The following is a 17,411-nucleotide window of genomic DNA, read 5'->3' as shown; positions in this document are numbered from 1 at the left end:
GCCCTAGCCGGATCGTTCGTTTGGCGGGCCGGGCACGGCAACCCGCCCCAGCAACTCCGCGACGACGCCGGAGGGCGTGGCCCCCTGGCTGGCGGCACTGCGCTCCACCAACAAACGATGGGCCAGGACCGGTTCGGCCAGCAGGCGGATGTCGTCCGGAAGCACAAAACCGCGCCCCTCCAGGGCTGCCGCCGCCTTCGCCGCGCGCAGCAATTGCAAAAGCGCCCGCGGACTGGCGCCAAGGCGCAGTGCCGGGCTGTTTCGCGTGGCCTGGCCCAAGGCCACCGTGTAGGCCCGCACGGCCGGTGAGACGTGAATGGCGGCCACGGCCCGCACCATGGCCCCGACCTGTTCGGCCGTTGCGACGGCTTCCACGGAGTCCAGCGGGTTCACCGACTGGTGGCTTTCCAACATGGCAAGTTCGGCGGCCTCGTCGGGGTAGCCCAATGAAATGCGGGCCATGAAGCGATCCCGCTGCGCCTCGGGAAGCGGGTAGGTGCCTTCCATTTCAATCGGGTTTTGGGTGGCAACCACCATGAAAGGTTCCTGCAAAAGGTAAGTGGTGCCGTCCACCGTGACTTGGTGCTCGGCCATGGATTCCAACAACGCCGACTGGGTCTTGGCCGAAGCCCTGTTGATCTCGTCGCCAATGACGATATTGGCAAAAATGGCGCCGGGGCGGAAAACAAAGGACTGCGAGGACTGGTTGAACACCGAGACACCGGTGATGTCGCTGGGCAGCAAATCGGGGGTGAACTGGATGCGGTTGACGGAGCAGTCCACAGCGCGCGCCAAGCATTTGGCCAGCAGGGTCTTGCCCACGCCGGGCACGTCCTCAAGCAACAGGTGCCCGCCGGCCAGCAACACTGTCAAAGCCAGCCGCACGGCCTCTTCCTTGCCGTCGATGACAGTGTTCATGGCGGCAACGATTCCATCGCTGAGCCGGGCAAAGGTGGCGGCATCCATGGGGGGCCCGGGCTTGGTGGAACGCGGACGCAGCAAGGGAGCTTGCGGGGCTGCGCCTGCAGCTTGCGGGGCTGCGCCTGCCGGCCCTGTTCCGGTCGACCCTGCCGCTGCCGGCGCCGCGCTTGCCAGCCCCTCGCTTTCGTACATGGTCTCCCGCGGGTGCATGCCCCACCTTCCCGTTGATGCCCGGCACGAGGCCCGGACGCTTCTGTGACCTACGCTACTAGCAAGAGGCCCGTTTGGCGCCACCGCTGCCGGGAAAACCCACAAACGGTAAAGTGGACAACTATGTGCTCTGAAGAAGTTCCCCTCCCGTACCGGCCAGTTTCGCTGGCGGAGCTGGCCGCGAAATCCCTGTCATCAAGCAACGACGGCGGCAACCGCCCTGGGCCCTTTGCCGCGGCTCCGCCGGCGCTGCCGGTGCCGGTGTATGACAACCACACCCACTTTGACTTTGGTGACTCACCCGTTGCATTGGCGGATGCGCTGGACGCCGCGGAAGCCGTGGGGGTTGGCGGGGCCGTGCAGGTTGGCTGCGACCTGCCCTCGTCCCGCTTTACCGTGGCTGCCGTCGAGGCAGACAAGCGCCTGCTGGGAGCCGTGGCCATCCACCCCAACGACGCCCCGGGGCTGGCGGAAGAAGGAACCCTGGCGGATGCGCTCGCTGAAATTGACGCACTGGCCGCCCACCCACGGATTCGCGCCATCGGGGAAACCGGCCTTGACTACTTCCGGACGGGCGAGGACGGCATGGCCGCCCAACACCATTCCTTCCGGGAGCACCTTGAAATCGCCAAAAGCAGGAACCTGGCCCTGCAAATCCACTGCCGCGATGCGCACGCCGACGTGTTGAGTATTCTGCAACAGTCCGGGGCACCCGAACGACTGGTTTTCCACTGCTTCTCCGGGGATGCGGAACTGGCAAAAATCTGCAACGACAACGGCTGGTACATGTCCTTTTCCGGCACTGTGACGTTCAAGAATGCAAAGAATCTGCGCGAAGCCCTGGCGGTGGCCGACCCGGCGCTCATTTTGGCTGAGACGGATGCGCCCTTTTTGACCCCGCATCCGTTCCGCGGACGGCCCAACGCCAGCTACATGCTGCCTTATACGGTGCAAAACATGAGTCAACTGCTTGAGCGTGAACTGGCCGGCATGTGCCAACTTCTGCGCAAAAATACGGAGGCAGTTTACGGCTCCTGGGCCGGCTAAGGCCGACAGGCACTGTGGTATCCATCACTTATTCGTGACCCAATCTTGTCCATTTGGTCACGGTTAGGTTACGCTCGAGAACTATTAGCCGTGGTCGGGGAAGGCCAACGGGTGAAATGCTGTTGGGCCCACCGTTCACATTGGGCCGGCGGACACCGTTTTTGAAGAACAATTTTTGCTGGACGATTCGTGGCATGACTGCGGAAAAAATCCAGTGGCCGTTGCTCTTTGCTTTCCCGTGCTCGGGCGCTCCAAAAGTTACGGGAACCTGTGTCTTCTTTTCTTACAGTCAAGGGCAAGCTGAGCTATCTAAAGCTCGCCTGCCAGGCCGCAGTGCTCCTGGCGCTTGTCGCAGGCCTGATGGCGTTTGTCACTGCCAACAAGACCGTCACCCTGGTGGTCGACGGACAGAGTAGTTCAGTGCAGGCCTACGGCGGCTCAGTGGCGGATGTGCTCAAACGGGCAGACCTCGCCGTTGGCACGGCGGATCGGGTCAGCCCCGCCCTTGAGACTCCCGTGGAAGATGGCGGCACCATCACCGTGGACACGGCCAAGGACATCACAGTGAGCCTTGACGGTGCGGAGCAAACTGTCACGACCACCTCAAACAAGATCAGCGGCTTGATCAGCCAATTGGGCATCGCCGCAAATGCCAAGATTTCAGTTCCCGTTGACGCACTGCTTGCCAACTCCAGCGACATCAACATCATCACCGCCAAAAAGGTCGTCCTCGTGGCCGACGGCAAAAAGACCGTCAAGACCACCACGGCCCAGGACGTTTCCGGCGTGCTTGCCGATGCAGATGTGACACTGGAGAAGACGGACCGGCTCTCCACTCCCAAGAATGCCACCGTGGTTGAAAACATGGTCATCAAGGTGACGCGCGTGGACACGTCGGGAACCGCCAAGGAAACCGAAGCTGTTCCGTTCGAGACGGATCAAAGCGTGGACCCGGCCCTTTTCAAGGGCGAGAAGACGACCGTCTCCGCCGGCGTGGCCGGCACCTTGCAGCGCAACTTCCGCACCGTGACCGTCGACGGGGTTGTTGTCAGCCGCACCGAAACCGGCTCTGAGGTTGTCAAGGACCCGATCGCGGCGAAAGTGAGCATCGGCGGCAAGGAGCGGCCCGCTCCCAAGCCGGAGCCCAAGCCCGAGCCCAAGCCGGAACCCAAGCCCGCTGCAGCAGAGAAAGCGGCCAACACCGGTGCCACAGCGCCGGCCATGGGCAATGAGGCCATGTGGGACGCCATCGCACAATGCGAGTCGACAGGAAACTGGTCCATCAACACCGGCAACGGCTACTACGGCGGACTCCAGTTCGACATCCCCAGCTGGATGGCCAACGGCGGCGGAGCCTACGCCCCCAATGCCAGCCTGGCCACCAAGGCCGAGCAGATCGCCGTGGCCAACACGTACTACGCCAAGGCCGGCCTGGGACCGTGGGGCTGCGCCCACGCCGCAGGATAACGTCCCTGCACACGATTCATCCGCTCCCCCGCCGCGATTCCCGCGGCGGGGGAGTGCTTCCGTTAATAGCGGCTACGATTATTCGGTGACCATGCCTGAGCCCAGCCCCGCAACCCAGCCACTGCTGGGTGCCACCGAAATCCGCCGCCTTGCGGAGGAAATCGGTGTGCGTCCCACCAAAATGCTGGGACAAAACTTTGTCATTGACGGAAACACCATCCGCCGAATCGTGGCCGCGGCCAACATTGACCCTGCTGAAACCGTCCTCGAGGTGGGTCCCGGCCTGGGGTCGCTGACGCTGGGACTGCTCGACGCCGCCGCCCGCGTGGTGGCCGTGGAGATCGATCCCGTGCTGGCCGCGAAGCTCCCTTCCACAGTGGCCGCATTCCGCCCGGAGTTGGCCGGCAATCTCGAGGTGGTGCTTTCCGACGCCATGCGCGTGCGGGAACTCCCCGTCGAGCCCACTGCCCTCGTGGCCAACCTGCCGTACAACGTGGCCGTGCCCGTGGTGTTGAACTTGCTGGAACACTTCCCTTCCCTGCAACACGGCCTTGTCATGGTCCAGGACGAGGTGGCAGACCGCATGGTGGCCGGCCCCGGGTCCAAGACGTACGGTGTGCCCTCTGTCAAGGGCGCCTGGTATTCGAAGATGCGCAAGGCCGGGGTGATCGGCATGAACGTGTTCTGGCCGGCCCCCAAGATTTCCTCGGGGCTGGTGTCCTTCACCCGGCACGAACCGCCGGTGACACGGGCCAGCCGCGAAGAGGTGTTTGCTGTCATTGATGCAGCGTTCGCCCAGCGCCGCAAAACCCTGCGGGCAGCACTGGCCGGCTGGGCCGGCGGCGCTGCCGAAGCGGAGCGCTGCTTGCGCCTGGCCGGTGTGGACCCCAGCGCCCGCGGCGAAGTCATTGACGTGGCAGCCTATGCGCGCATCGCCGAAGCCAAGATCCCCTTCACGGCCTGACATGGAACCAATAGACATGGAGCCAACGGACATGGAACCGACGGAACAGGACGGCGGGGGCCGTGCAGCATGGGATGCGGCCACCGTTTCCGAGCCGTTCGAAGCGACCCCCTTGTGGGGCCATTCCCCGCGACACGTGAAGGTCAGCGCCCCGGGAAAAATCAACGCCTCCTTTCGGGTGGGTCCGCTGCGCGAGGACGGCTACCACGGCGTCGCCAGCACCTATCTCGCCGTCTCACGCCATGAGGAAGTGCTGGCCACCGTCAAACCGGGCAGGCCGGCCGCCGACGTGAGCGTGAGCATCAGCCCCGAAAGCACCCTCGACGCCGCCGCGCTGGCCAACATACCCCTGGACGGAGGCAACTTGGCGGTCAAGGCGGCCCTGCTCGTGGCCGACATCGCCGAAAACCCCGCCGGCGTCCACCTGGAGATCACCAAGCACGTCCCCATTGCCGGCGGCATGGGCGGCGGCTCGGCCGACGCCGCCGCCACGCTGGTGGCCTGCGACGCGCTGTGGCACACGGGGCTCTCCCGGGAAGAACTCTCCCAGCTGGGTGCCGAACTGGGTGCAGACGTGCCGTTCGCACTTTTGGGGGGAGCCGCCGTCGGCCTCGGAGTGGGGGACAAGCTCACCGAAGCCCTGGCACCCACGCCCCTGCATTGGGTGTTGGTGCCGGCCGGGCACGGACTGTCCACGCCGCTGGTGTACGGGAAGCTGGATTCACTGCGCCGCGAGGGCGGTGTTGCGGCCGTCGAGCCGCGGGAGGTTGCACCGGGCGTGTTGGCTGCGTTGCGGGCCGGGGATCCGCACGCCCTGGCCCCGTACTTGCACAACGACCTGCAACCCGCCACGCTGGCATTGGCCCCGGAACTGGCAGCTGTGCTGGCGGCGGGGGACGAAGTGGGGGCGCTGGCGTCGCTGGTGTCCGGCTCCGGGCCCACCCTGGCGTTCCTGGCGGCCGGGCAGGAGCACGCCGCGGCACTCGCGGCGGCCCTGTCGGAGCGGGGCCACGAAGCATGGGCTGTGGAAGGCCCCGTGCACGGGGCCGCGATCATCGCCTAAGGGCCTGTGCACTCAAGGGCCAGCGCGCCCGCAAGAGAAGTCTTCATCAATCAATATTTTTACGGAAAGTGGTACCACGTGGCTCATTTGCTGGGCGGAGAAAATCTAAGCATCTCCTTCGCAACCCGGACGGTCCTTGACGGGGTCAGTGTTGGGCTTGACGAAGGGGACCGCATTGGCATTGTGGGGCGCAACGGCGATGGCAAGTCCACGCTGATGCGCCTGCTGGCCGGGCGGCAAACGGCGGACTCGGGCCGCGTCACCAGGCGCGGCGGGGTGCAGGTCAGCTACCTTGACCAAACCGACGTGCTCGACGGCGAGGACACGGTGGGCTTCGCCATTGTGGGCGAGGCGGCGGACCACGAATGGGCCTCCAACCCCAAGATCCGCGAAATCATGGGCGCCCTGGTGGGCGAGGTCGACTGGCACGCGAACATCCATTCGCTCTCCGGCGGCCAGAAGCGCCGCGTGGCCCTGGCCAAGCTGCTGATCGGCGACGACGACGTCATCATGCTCGACGAGCCCACCAACCACCTCGACGTGGAGGGCGTGGCCTGGCTGGCGAAGCACCTCAAGCAGCGGTGGCGGGCCAACGAGGGCGCGTTCGTCGTCGTCACCCACGACCGTTGGTTCCTGGATGAAGTGTGCACGCGCACGTGGGAAGTCCACGACGGCGTCATCGACCCGTTCGACGGCGGCTACGCAGCGTATGTGCTGGCCCGGGCCGAGCGGGACAAAACGGCCGCCGTCGTTGAGTCCAAGCGCGTCCAGCTCGTGAAGAAGGAGCTGGCCTGGCTGCGCCGCGGTGCCCCCGCCCGGACCGCCAAGCCCAAGTTCCGGATCGAGGCCGCCAACGACCTCATCGCGGACGTCCCCGAACCCCGCGACACCGTGGCCCTGTCCAAAATGGCCACGGCGCGCCTCGGCAAGGACGTGATCGACCTCGAAAACGTGTCGCTGACGTACGGGGAGGACGAGACCGCAAAGGAACTATTCAACAACATCACGCTGCGCCTGGCCCCGGGCGAACGGCTCGGACTGGTGGGCGTCAACGGCGCCGGAAAGACCACCTTGCTGCAGCTGCTCAACGGCGAGGTTTCGCCGTCGTCCGGCAAGGTCAAGCGCGGCAAGACCGTGAAGACGGCCGTGCTGACGCAGGAAGTGGACGAGTTAGACGACGTCCTGGGCATGCGCGTCGTTGAGGTCATTGAGCGGGAGAAGCGCTCCTTTGACGTGGGCGGCAAGGACATGAGCGCCGGACAGCTCGTGGAGCAGCTCGGTTTCACCAAGGACAAGCAGTGGACACAAGTGAAGGACCTCTCCGGCGGTGAGCGCCGTCGCCTGCAGCTGCTGCGCCTGCTGGTGGGTGAGCCCAATGTGCTCATGCTCGATGAGCCCACCAACGACCTTGACACGGACACCTTGGCCGCCGTGGAAGACGTCCTGGACGGCTGGCCGGGCACGCTGGTGGTGGTCTCGCATGATAGGTACCTGCTTGAGCGCGTCACCGACCACCAGATGGCGCTGCTGGGCGACGGCAAGTTGCGCGGACTGCCCGGGGGAGTGGACCAGTACCTGGAGCTGCGTGCCGACGCCGGCGTGGGTCCCTCTGCCAAGTCCGACGCCGCCGCTACTGCTCCGTCAGGGCCCACCGAGGGGGAAAAGCGCGATGCCCGCAAGGTCCTGAACCGCCTGGAACGCCAGCTGGGCAAGAATTCGGCTGCCGACGCCAAGGTCCATGCCAAAATGAGCGAGCACGTGGGCGACTACGACGCGCTGGCCGACCTCAACGCCAAGCTGGCGAAACTGGCCTCCGAGCGCGCAGGCCTGGAACTGGAATGGCTGGCAGCTTCCGAGGTGCTGGAGTAAGCGCCGCCACTTTGACCACAGCGCACCATTGTTCGGCAATCGTGCGCAGCTCCAGGAGTGGCGCACCATTGAACCTCAAGGGTGCGCCACGGCGTTTCCTGCCCGCCGAGCTGGGTTGTGTTTCTTCTTCCACAGCCATGGCCCGGCGCCGTCTTGTTCACAAGTACGACGCCGGGACTGTCGCAGCTTCCTTTTCTGGCCGATCATGGTGCCATGAATGCACAAAACAGTCGTAGCATCAGCCCCGTTGAGTCAGTTATTGCCGCCCTGGGTGGAACCGTTCGGCGCAGCGTGCTCGTGGACCGAGGGTTCTCGGACCGGCATATCCGGCAGGCTGTTCAATCAGGTCGCATAAGGCGGGTCTCCCGTGGTGTCTATGCGGCTGAGGGGTCCTCGCCCATGGCGGAGCACCTGGCCAGCAATCAGGCGGAACTGACGTGTTTTGCCCGTGCGAGACAAGACGGGCTCTGGGTTCTCCACGCCCAGGACGTTCCGCATGTCGGGACGGCGCACGGCCGGCCGGTATCAGGCTGTGTGACGCACAGATTCCAGGGCAGGCTGCTCCTACGGGACATTCTTCGCCATTGCGCGCAGTGTGGCACGGAGCTGGAGATACTTTGTGTCCTGGAATCGGCCGTTGTCAAGGAAAAATGCACCGTGGCACAGCTGCGGGCGTTCTTCAGCAGGCGCAATGATGCCCGGATTCGCAAAATCATTGGGCTGATCGACCCGCAATCGATGTCGATTCCTGAAACATGCGCCAGATACCAGTTGCAGAAGGCTGGCTACAACGTCCAGGGACAGGCCTACATTCGCGGCATGGGCCATCTTGACGCGCTGGTGGATGGCCAGCTGGGGCTTGAAATTGATGGCAAGGATTACCACAACAACGAAGAAGCCTGGAAAGAGGACCTTCGCCGTGGCAACGTTCTCATGATCCGAGACGTCCCTGTGCTGCACTTTAGGGCTGCCGTGGCCATGTACTATCCGGAGGAAATGCTGCGCTGGATCCGTCAGGCCTTTGAAACGATTGCAGCGAGGCGTCATTAGGGCCCAACGGTGCGCAGGTCCAGTTGTGGCGCACCATGGGAACTCAATGGCGCGCAGCAGCCAGCACCTTCCGGTCACTGTGATGTTCACCACGTGGCACGGGCTGTTTGCGCAGCGATGCAGCTCTCAACTCGCGCAAGGGCGTCTCGGCGTGGCACACTATATTCTCGTGAGCTTCCAGCGAGAGCAAGAAGCGCGTAGTCCGCCCTGGTGTAATGGCAGCACCCCAGCCTTTGGAGCTGTGGAGTATAGGTTCGAATCCTATGGGCGGAACCACATTCGATGCGGATCGGGCATCCGGCCCAAGCGGGTACCATGGAACTGTTTCCCATTGAGTACGTTTAAAAACGGACATTGATCCGGGCAGGAGTGCCACTTAGTGAGCCCCCAAGACATCCCCACCGATACCCTGGCAGCCGTCATAGTTTTGGCCGCCGGCGCAGGCACCAGGATGAAGTCACACACACCCAAGATCCTGCACACCATCGGTGGAGTCTCCCTGGTGGGCCATGCACTGGCAGCAGCCAAGGGGCTGAATCCGGGCACGTTGGCCGTGGTGGTTCGCCACGAACGCGACCTCGTCGCAGCCCATGTTGCAGCGCTGGATGAAAGCGCCATCCTCGTGGACCAGGACAACATCCCGGGCACCGGCCGCGCCGTCCAGCAGGCACTCGAGGCCTTGGACGCGCAGGCTGAACTGAGCGGCACAGTGGTGGTTACCTACGGCGATGTCCCGCTGCTCACCACCGAACTTCTAGCCACGCTGGTGGCAACGCACGCCGCAGACAACAACGCCGTGACCGTGCTGACGGCCGTGTTGGACGACGCCGCCGGCTACGGCCGCATCCTGCGCCACGAGGACGGCACAGTGCTGGGCATCCGCGAGCACAAGGACGCCACCGACGCCGAGCGTGATATCCGTGAGATCAACTCCGGCATCTACGCCTTTGACGCGGCCGTGCTGCGCCAGGCGCTGAAGTCCGTCACCACGGACAACAACCAGGGCGAGATGTACCTCACCGATGTCCTTTCGCTGGCCAGGAACGACGGCGGCCGGGTCGCCGCGGTCTCGACCTCGGACCGCTGGCAGGTGGAAGGCGCCAACGACCGCGTGCAGCTGTCGGCCCTCGGCGCAGAACACAACCGCCGCATCCTGGAAGCATGGATGCGCGCCGGCGTGAGCATCATCGACCCCGCCAGCACCTGGATCGACTCCACGGTGCAGCTGGCCCAGGACGTCACCATCCTGCCCGGCACCCAACTGCACGGGAAAACCACAGTGGCCAGCAACGCCGTCGTGGGTCCCGACTCAACGCTGCGGGATGTGCAGATCGCGGCCGGTGCCGAAGTGACCCGCACGCACGGCACCGGGGCCATCATTGGGGAAGGCGCCCACGTGGGTCCCTTCACCTACCTGCGCCCCGGCACGGTGCTGGGCGCCGACGGCAAGATCGGCGCGTTCTACGAAACGAAGAACGTTACCATCGGCCGCGGCTCCAAGCTCAGCCACCTGGGTTATGCCGGCGACACCGAGATCGGCGAGGACACCAACATCGGCTGCGGCAACATCACCGCCAATTTCGACGGCGTCAACAAGCACCGCACCGTCATCGGCTCCGGCGTGCGCACCGGTTCAAACACCGTGTTCGTGGCACCGGTGACCGTCGGCGACGGCGCATTCACCGGGGCCGGCGCCATTGTGCGCAAGGACGTTCCGGCCGGGGCACTGACCCTGACCGTGGCACCGCAACGCAACGCCGAAGGCTGGACCGCGGCCAACCGCCCGGGCAGCGTCTCCGCGCAGGCTGCAGCACATGCAAAAAAATAAGACTTCTCACCGACCCCACCCCTGCGAGAAAGCGAATCCATGAGCGAACTAGTCCATAACGTCGACAAGAAGTTGGTGTTGGCGTCCGGCCGGGCACACCCTGAGCTGGCCGAGGAAGTGGCGCGCTGTTTGGGGACAGAGTTGTTGCCCATGTCCGCCTACGACTTCGCCAACGGCGAGATTTACGTCCGCTCCGGCGAGAGCGTGCGCGGCAAGGAAGTCTTCATCATCCAGGCCCACCCGGCCCCGCTGAACAACTGGCTCATGGAACAGCTGATCATGGTTGATTCCATGAAGCGCGCCTCGGCCCGCCGCATCACCGTCGTTGCGCCGTTCTACCCTTACTCGCGCCAGGACAAGAAGGGCCGCGGCCGCGAGCCGATCTCCGCCCGCCTGGTCGCCGACCTCTACAAGACCGCCGGCGCCGACCGCATCATGAGCGTTGACCTGCACACCGCCCAGATCCAGGGCTTCTTCGACGGCCCCGTGGACCACCTCTTCGCTATCCCGCTGCTGGCCGAGCACATCCGCAAGATTGTGGGGAACGACGCCGTCACTGTCGTTTCGCCGGACACCGGCCGCGTGCGCGTGGCTGAGCAGTGGGCCGAGCGCCTGGGTGGGGCACCGCTGGCATTCGTGCACAAGTCGCGCGACTTGACCGTCCCCAACCAGGCAGTGTCCAAGACTGTTGTGGGGCAGGTCAAGGGACGCACCTGTGTGCTGATCGATGACATGATCGACACCGGCGGAACCATCGCCGGGGCCGTGCGCGTGCTCAAGGACGCCGGTGCCAAGGACGTCATCATCGCCGCCACGCACGCCGTGTTCTCCGACCCCGCCGCCGAGCGCCTTGCCAACTGCGGCGCCCGTGAAGTGGTTGTCACCGACACGCTGCCCATCCCGGCCGAGAAGCGCTTCGAGACCCTCACTGTGCTCCCGATCGCGCCGCTGCTGGCCCGCGCCATCAAGGAAGTCTTCGAAGACGGCTCCGTCACCAGCTTGTTCGACGGCGACGCCTGACGACTGGCATCCAGGGTCTCGATGCGCTCGGCCACCGGTGGTCAAACGCGTCGAGACCCTAAGCAGACGGCCGCCCGCCCCGGAGCGAGGATGGATTTTGCTCGCGAGGAACGAGCGGCAAAATCTTACTGCTCGCGAGGGGCCGGCGGCCGTCTGCGTTTCCTGAGGCGGCCGTCTGAGTTTCCGCGGGTGCCTGAAATGCTAGGCGGACGGGCGGGCCCGTTGGTACAGTGGGCGCAGCGAATCCGCCGTCGCATGCATCTTCGGCGTTCGCTTGCCAGCTCTTCCAAGACTCGACGGAAGCAGAAGTCAATGTCGGTGCTCAAGAAAGTTAGTTTCGCAACAAAGTCTCGCGTGCTGGCGCCACAGAGTTTCATCGCGCTGAACCGGTTGCGGGCTTCGGAGCAGCTCTCGCCCGCGAAGCTTGCCCAACTTCGAGACCAGCGGTCTTCGGAGATGGCACGTTTCGCCTACGATAATTCTTCCTTTTACAGGGATTTTTACGCGGACCATGGCTTTTCACGCGCTGATCTTGATGACCCCGAGTGCTTCTACTCTCTGCCGTTCCTGACCAAAGACCACGTTCGCGAACACTTTGCTGAAATCAAGACTGGGCAGGCAAACTCACGCACTGCCCGGCCCAGCGTTTCCAGCGGCAGTACGGGACATCCACTGACCGTGCTGAGCGACGTCCGGGCGCCGGTGCGGGCCTACGAGTGGCGGGCCATGGAATGGTGGGGCGTTGAACCATGGCAGAACGGCGCCACCATCGATCGGACACACCGTCATGGACTGCGACAAGCACAACAGCAACTTTTGTATTGGCCCACAAAGCGCATAATTTTTGACACCCTCAAACTGGACGACGATGCCCTCGAAAGGTTCGTGCAGGAGTGGAATCAAGTCAAGCCCCAGTACGTGGTGGGCTTCATCGGAGGAGTGGCCACCGTAGGCAAGCTCTTGGCTGAACGCTCCAAGATGGCGCATTCCCCCACGGCTGTTGCGGTGACCGCCGGCCCGCTCTTCGAAGGGCAGCGCCAGGAAATGCAGTTGGCTTTCGGTGCTCCCGTGTACAACCACTACCGGTCAACCGAGAGCAACTGGCTTGCCGCCGAGTGCCGGGAACAAAGTGGCCTGCATTGCTTCGACGACATCAAGAATCTCGAGATCATCAATGCCGACGGTTCTCCCACCGAGGGTTCCTCCAAGGGGGAGACCGTCTTTACCGACTTCGCCAACCGCGTCTTTCCGCTGGTTCGTTACCGCATTGGCGACAGGACGGCCCGCATCGAAGGGGATTGTGCCTGCGGGCGCCCGTTCCGTCGGGTGGCAACCATTGAGGGGCGCATCGTCGACAACCTCGTTTTCCCCAGCGGGCGGGTGCTCACTGGAGACATTTTTGACTATTTCGAGGGCAGCGCCGCTTACATCCAACAATATGCGGTCTACCAACGCAGCGACTACGGGGTCGAGGTGTCGCTGCGGCTCACCGATCACCCGGATGCCCTGCCCGTTGCCGAAGAGCGGGTGGGACGGCTGCGGGCGCGGGTGGGGGCGGAGGCCCCCGTTTCGCTAAAAATTGTTGACCAGATTGACGTCGTGCGCGGCAAATTCAGGCCGATTGTCAGCGATGCGCAGGCGGTCCCGCCCCCGCCGGCACAAAGCTGAACGCAAGCGTGCGCACGGTCCGGGGGTCCGCCGTCGTTCTGCTAGTATTGTCCAGTAAACCTTGGCGAGGGACGCCCCATTGGGTGGGTGTCCGTGATCGACTGGGTCTTCTGCGCTCCTGGCATTCGTGTTGTGGATTGTGTTGACCTGTTTAGTCCACGCCCACACCAAAGAATGAAGGAGCGTTTTTTATGTCTGATTTGGACCTGACCGGCGAAGCCCGCAACGAGTTTGGCAAGGGGGCGGCCCGCCGCATTCGCCGCGCCATGCAGATCCCTGCCGTGATCTACGGCCACGGTGAAGCCCCCCTGCACATCGTTTTGCCGGAGCGCCAGACCGTTCGCGCCATCCGCGGCGCCAATGCACTGCTGACCGTTACCGTTGACGGCACCAAGCACCTGGCCCTCGTCAAGGACGTCCAGCGCGACCCCGTACTGCAGATCGTTGAGCACATCGACCTGTTGACCGTGAAGAAGGGCGAGAAGGTCGTTGTTGACGTTCCCGTTGTTCTGTCCGGCGAGCCTGCTCCCTCCATCGTGGTGAACCAGGAAGAAATGTCTGTCAGCGTCTCCGCCGACGCCACGAACGTCCCGGTCCAGGTTGAGGTAGACATCAACGGCCGCGCCGCCGGCGAGCACATCTACGCTGCAGACCTGGTTCTGCCGGCCGGCAACGAGCTGGAGACCGACGGCGCCATGCTGATCGTGCACTTCGCCGAGCCGGCTGTGGTCGCCGACGAGGACGAAGCTGAAGTAGTTGCTGAGTAGTCAACACCTATGAGTGAGACTTGGCTTGTAGTCGGGCTCGGGAATCCCGGGCCCGGCTACAGCCGCAACAGGCACAATATTGGCTACATGGTGGTTGAGGAACTTGCCTCCCGCCTGGGGGCCACTTTCAAGACCCACAAAGCCAAGGCGCTGGTGGCCACGGGCCGCCTGCCCGCCGGCGGGCACAAGCTGATTCTGGCCAAGCCCGGCACCTTCATGAACTTAAATGGAGGTCCGACGGCGTCGCTCGCCAAGTTCTACAACCTCCAGGTAGGGAACGTGGTTGCCGTCCACGATGAAATCGAAATCCCCTTTGACACGGTCAAGGTCAAATTGGGTGGCGGCGAAGGCGGCCACAACGGCCTGCGGGACATCTCCCGGACCCTTGGAACCAAGGATTATTACCGCGTGCGCGCAGGGGTCGGCCGCCCGCCCGGGCGTGCAGATGCCGCCAGCCACGTATTGCGCGACTTCTCAACAACGGAGAACAAGGCGTTGCCCTTTTTGATCGACAACGCCGCAGACGCCGTGGAACTGCTCGTTGCCGAGGGGCTGCTGGCAGCACAACAGAAATTCCAATAGGGCACGCACCCTGCCCTTCCCGCTTCTTGACACGGTCGCGCCGCGGGCGCCATTGCCCGTTCCAGAGTGATGTCTCGATGCTACGATGGCGTAATATTGGCCATCTGGCATGTCTGCCGAGAATCGGGGAACGGTGGCCGTTGGAGGACAGCGTCCATGACTGTTGAGGATCTTCTCAATCCTGGTGCCGTGGCGGGGGATGAGCATCGTGCGGGCCGGGAACCCCTGCGGGTGCTGGAGCGGCGGCATTGGTCTTCATTCCTGCGCCGGGAAGAAATCGCGCAGGCAGTCGGAATTCTCACCACGTCCCAGGCCTGCGGCGTCGCCGTTTTTGGACACTGGGGCGTTGGCAAGACCACCCTGGCCCGAGCCGTGGAAGCGCAGCTTCTGCCCAGCCGCCACATCGTGCGGTTGTTTGGGGCAAGGCAGGCGCAGCCGGCCCCCTTTGCTGCATTCGAACTTTATCTGGCGCGCCTTCCACCGGCGGACCTTGTTTCTGCGGCTGCCAGCATTGCAGGCATTGGTGCGCTGATCCATGCTGATGCAGGTACCCGGCCGGTCCTGTTCATCGTTGATGAAATCCCCGAAGTGGACCCCGCCAGCCTTGCTGTCCTGCTGCACCAGATTCTCTCCGGTTCAGCAAAGGTTCTTGTGCTGGCCCGTACACCCCGGCACCTTCCGCAGGACTTGGCATGGCTGCTCACGGACGGCAGGCTGGAGCAGCTCAGGCTTGAAGCGTTCACCCACGATGAGGTCGGGGCACTGATAGCCCAGGCCACGGGGACTGCAGCCGCGGAATCGGCAATTTCGCTGCTTCATGCGGGCAGCCACGGCAAACCGATGGTCTTTGAAGCCATGTTTGAAGAACTCGAAGCCAACGGCAGACTGCAGGTCAGCAACGGCGGCGGCTGGGTGGTGTCCAACCCTAAAACTTGCCGTGGCGGCTGTGCCAATGGGGGCTGTGCCCGTGGAAGCAGTGCCAATGGAGGCTGCGAGGGTGCTGTTGGCGATGCGCTGGCCCGCATCGTGGAGCTGCGCTTGAAGGGACGGAGCCGCTTGGCGCGGGAGGGAGTGGAGCGAATGGCCTTGCTGGGCCGGGCTCCGCTTGACGTGCTCATGGCAGCGTTGGGGGACGAACGCGTGCATGCCATGGTTGAGGCCGACCTCTTGGACGTTGGTTCCGACGGGGCGGACAGCATTGTTTTGCGCGAACCGTATATTGGCGAGGTCATCCGCCGCCAGCTGACCGCCGAGCGCAAGGCACAGCTACTTGGGGAGGTCGACCCGAGCCTCAATCTGGAGACGTTGATGGTGCAGGCAGGGGAGTCCAGGGGCATTGCCGGATGGCTGCTTGACGCCGGGCTTGAACTCTCAACACCGACCGCACTGGCGGCGGCGCGGGAAGCCAATGGTCGCGCCGATCCCGTCCTGGCCCTGCGATGCGCTGCAACTGTGGTCCCCGGCGATCCGTTGTGGCCCGAAGCTGTTTCGTTGGCGGCGGCAGCGCACATGGAATTGGGTGAGTACCGGCTCGCCGCCGAAGAGCTTGAAGCCGGTGACAGTGCTGCCGGGGAAACCTTGGACGCCGATGGCTATGCGCAATGGATCTTGGCCCGGGTTTCGGCGCTTGTCCGGATGCCGGGCGGCAGCGGCGAGGCCGTCGCCCTGCTGGCGAAGGGCCGGGAGCTGCTGGAAGGGGAACCGGACTCCGAGGGTGCGGCCCCCGTGGCAGGGGCGCGCACGCTCCGTCTTGGGCACTGCCTTGTGGCCGTGCAGCACGGTGAATTTGCCGGCGTGCTGGCTGAGCTCAGCGAGGGTGCCAAGGACGACGGCGATGTGGGCTTTGCGCTGGATTGTGCCAGTTTGCTGGTGCCTGCGTTGGCGGCGACGGGCAGGGAACTTGAAGCCGTCAATCTGGCGCACTGGACCGTGCGGCAGGCGGAAGTGACGGGCCGGCCGCTGTCCTTCAGGGCGTATTTGCGGCAGGGTCTGCTGGCCGCCCTGCTTTGGAGTGGCCAATGGAGTGAAGGCAAAGAACTGCTGCTGGGGGAATTTCGGGCCGCCGCAGCGCCGCCGTTCCAACGCACAGCACGCATGCAGTTGGAACTGGGGATGGCCCAGGCGCTCTCGGGCAGCGGCGCCGAGGCTGTCGAAACGTTGAGTGCGGCCTGCACCCAACTCACTCTCAACCGTCGGGGCGAAGACTTGGCCGTGGCACACTCGGCCCTTGCCCTGGCCCAGGCACTGCAGGGGCATGAGCAGGAAAGTGTCTTGCACCTGCGCCTTGCCGACACGTCGCCGTCGCCCGGTTCTTGGATGGACCGGTCAATGGCACGGATCCTGCAGTGGACGGCTCGGCTGTGGCTTGCTGATGCCACGGCCATGGGGAGCATGCTGCTGGCAGCGCGGTCGGACATGTCCAGGAGGCAATTCAGCACCGCCACGAATCTCCTGTTCGCTTCGGTGCTGCACGGTTCGGACAAGGACCATGCCATGTTGGAACAAGCCGCCTTGCAATGCCAAGGCCCCTTGGCTCGGCTTGCCGTGGTGCTTTCGCGCGCCATGGCATCCGGGGACTCGGAGCTGGCGCTCTCGGGTGCTGATCTTGCCAAGGAGATGGGTGCCGGGGCGGCAGAAACACGGCTGACTGCCTTGGCCGTGGACTTCGCCAGGGAGAACGGCGACTTGGTGTTGGCCAGGAATGCGCAACGACGCTTTGACACGCTCAAGGAGCAGTTGCTCGTGGTTCCCGTGGAGCCCAGGACAGTTGGTGTGGACCTGACTCTTCGCGAACGCCAAATTGCCAAGCTGGCCAAGCGGGGACTGGGAAACCGCGAGATTGCCGAACGGATCGGGGTGTCGGTACGCACGGTCGAGGGGCACCTGTATCAGGCCTACAACAAATTGGGTGTGGCAACGCGCAGCCAACTGGAACGCGTTGTGGAGCTCTGAACC

General features: G+C 64.2%; 13 protein-coding genes, 1 tRNA gene and 1 pseudogene. 14 read left to right on the top strand and 1 reads right to left on the bottom strand.

Annotation, left to right across the window (positions count from 1 at the left end):
• Positions 1-3 precede the first annotated feature (3 nt).
• Positions 4-1,131 (bottom strand): AAA family ATPase, encoded by a 1,128-nt coding sequence (locus tag QMG25_RS03765; RefSeq protein ID WP_283457439.1) that lies wholly within the window; start codon positions 1,129-1,131, stop codon positions 4-6.
• Between the two features lie 123 nt (positions 1,132-1,254).
• Here QMG25_RS03765 and QMG25_RS03760 point away from each other — a divergent pair, with 123 nt between their 5' ends.
• The 14 genes and pseudogenes from QMG25_RS03760 to QMG25_RS03700 all read left to right on the top strand — a co-directional run bounded on the left by QMG25_RS03760 (position 1,255) and on the right by QMG25_RS03700 (position 17,408).
• The gene (locus QMG25_RS03760) at positions 1,255-2,178 is read left to right on the top strand and encodes a TatD family hydrolase (protein WP_283457438.1); all 924 of its coding nucleotides are present in this window, start codon (positions 1,255-1,257) and stop codon (positions 2,176-2,178) included.
• A gap of 270 nt (positions 2,179-2,448) precedes the next feature.
• Positions 2,449-3,645, top strand: a complete 1,197-nt coding sequence (locus QMG25_RS03755; RefSeq protein ID WP_283457437.1) for a resuscitation-promoting factor — start codon at positions 2,449-2,451, stop codon at positions 3,643-3,645.
• 91 nt (positions 3,646-3,736) lie between these two features.
• On the top strand, positions 3,737-4,609 hold the full coding sequence (rsmA, locus tag QMG25_RS03750; RefSeq protein ID WP_283457914.1) for a 16S rRNA (adenine(1518)-N(6)/adenine(1519)-N(6))-dimethyltransferase RsmA: 873 nt from the start codon (positions 3,737-3,739) through the stop codon (positions 4,607-4,609).
• A gap of 31 nt (positions 4,610-4,640) precedes the next feature.
• Positions 4,641-5,672 (top strand): 4-(cytidine 5'-diphospho)-2-C-methyl-D-erythritol kinase, encoded by a 1,032-nt coding sequence (locus QMG25_RS03745; protein ID WP_283457436.1) that lies wholly within the window; start codon positions 4,641-4,643, stop codon positions 5,670-5,672.
• Positions 5,673-5,750: 78 nt separating this feature from the next.
• Entirely contained in the window at positions 5,751-7,541 is a 1,791-nt protein-coding gene (locus QMG25_RS03740; protein ID WP_283457435.1) for an ABC-F family ATP-binding cassette domain-containing protein, read from the top strand.
• 213 nt (positions 7,542-7,754) lie between these two features.
• Positions 7,755-7,910, top strand: a pseudogene (locus tag QMG25_RS20480) (hypothetical protein); the annotation flags it as partial.
• Between the two features lie 288 nt (positions 7,911-8,198).
• A complete protein-coding gene (locus tag QMG25_RS03735) occupies positions 8,199-8,591 on the top strand; it encodes a putative endonuclease domain-containing protein (RefSeq protein ID WP_283457433.1) in 393 nt (130 codons plus the stop codon).
• 201 nt (positions 8,592-8,792) lie between these two features.
• A tRNA-Gln gene (locus QMG25_RS03730) sits at positions 8,793-8,867 on the top strand.
• Between the two features lie 103 nt (positions 8,868-8,970).
• Complete coding sequence (glmU, locus tag QMG25_RS03725; protein ID WP_283457432.1) at positions 8,971-10,419, top strand: bifunctional UDP-N-acetylglucosamine diphosphorylase/glucosamine-1-phosphate N-acetyltransferase GlmU; 1,449 nt, start codon at positions 8,971-8,973, stop codon at positions 10,417-10,419.
• A gap of 39 nt (positions 10,420-10,458) precedes the next feature.
• Positions 10,459-11,439: a ribose-phosphate diphosphokinase gene (locus tag QMG25_RS03720; RefSeq protein ID WP_283457431.1), complete on the top strand. Its 981-nt coding sequence runs from the start codon at positions 10,459-10,461 to the stop codon at positions 11,437-11,439.
• 312 nt (positions 11,440-11,751) lie between these two features.
• Positions 11,752-13,107, top strand: coding sequence for a phenylacetate--CoA ligase family protein (locus QMG25_RS03715; protein ID WP_283457430.1), 1,356 nt, complete (start codon positions 11,752-11,754; stop codon positions 13,105-13,107).
• Positions 13,108-13,298: 191 nt separating this feature from the next.
• Positions 13,299-13,874 carry a 50S ribosomal protein L25/general stress protein Ctc gene (locus QMG25_RS03710; RefSeq protein ID WP_283457429.1) on the top strand — a complete coding sequence of 192 codons (576 nt, stop codon included), beginning with the start codon at positions 13,299-13,301 and terminating at the stop codon, positions 13,872-13,874.
• A 9-nt stretch (positions 13,875-13,883) separates the two neighbouring features.
• Positions 13,884-14,456: an aminoacyl-tRNA hydrolase gene (pth, locus tag QMG25_RS03705; protein WP_283457428.1), complete on the top strand. Its 573-nt coding sequence runs from the start codon at positions 13,884-13,886 to the stop codon at positions 14,454-14,456.
• Positions 14,457-14,612: 156 nt separating this feature from the next.
• Complete coding sequence (locus tag QMG25_RS03700; protein ID WP_283457427.1) at positions 14,613-17,408, top strand: helix-turn-helix transcriptional regulator; 2,796 nt, start codon at positions 14,613-14,615, stop codon at positions 17,406-17,408.
• Positions 17,409-17,411: the final 3 nt, after the last annotated feature.

Source organism: Arthrobacter sp. H35-D1 (assembly GCF_030063185.1).
GTDB lineage: Bacteria > Actinomycetota > Actinomycetes > Actinomycetales > Micrococcaceae > Specibacter.
This window is presented reverse-complemented; position numbering and strand designations above follow the sequence as displayed.

Coding starts and splice junctions, on each gene's coding strand:
- QMG25_RS03765 (WP_283457439.1), bottom strand. CDS start 1,131: ATGCACCCGCGGGAGACCATGTACGAAAGCGAGGGGCTGGCAAGCGCG.
- QMG25_RS03760 (WP_283457438.1), top strand. CDS start 1,255: ATGTGCTCTGAAGAAGTTCCCCTCCCGTACCGGCCAGTTTCGCTGGCG.
- rsmA (WP_283457914.1), top strand. CDS start 3,737: ATGCCTGAGCCCAGCCCCGCAACCCAGCCACTGCTGGGTGCCACCGAA.
- QMG25_RS03745 (WP_283457436.1), top strand. CDS start 4,641: ATGGAACCGACGGAACAGGACGGCGGGGGCCGTGCAGCATGGGATGCG.
- QMG25_RS03720 (WP_283457431.1), top strand. CDS start 10,459: ATGAGCGAACTAGTCCATAACGTCGACAAGAAGTTGGTGTTGGCGTCC.
- QMG25_RS03715 (WP_283457430.1), top strand. CDS start 11,752: ATGTCGGTGCTCAAGAAAGTTAGTTTCGCAACAAAGTCTCGCGTGCTG.
- QMG25_RS03710 (WP_283457429.1), top strand. CDS start 13,299: ATGTCTGATTTGGACCTGACCGGCGAAGCCCGCAACGAGTTTGGCAAG.
- pth (WP_283457428.1), top strand. CDS start 13,884: ATGAGTGAGACTTGGCTTGTAGTCGGGCTCGGGAATCCCGGGCCCGGC.
- QMG25_RS03700 (WP_283457427.1), top strand. CDS start 14,613: ATGACTGTTGAGGATCTTCTCAATCCTGGTGCCGTGGCGGGGGATGAG.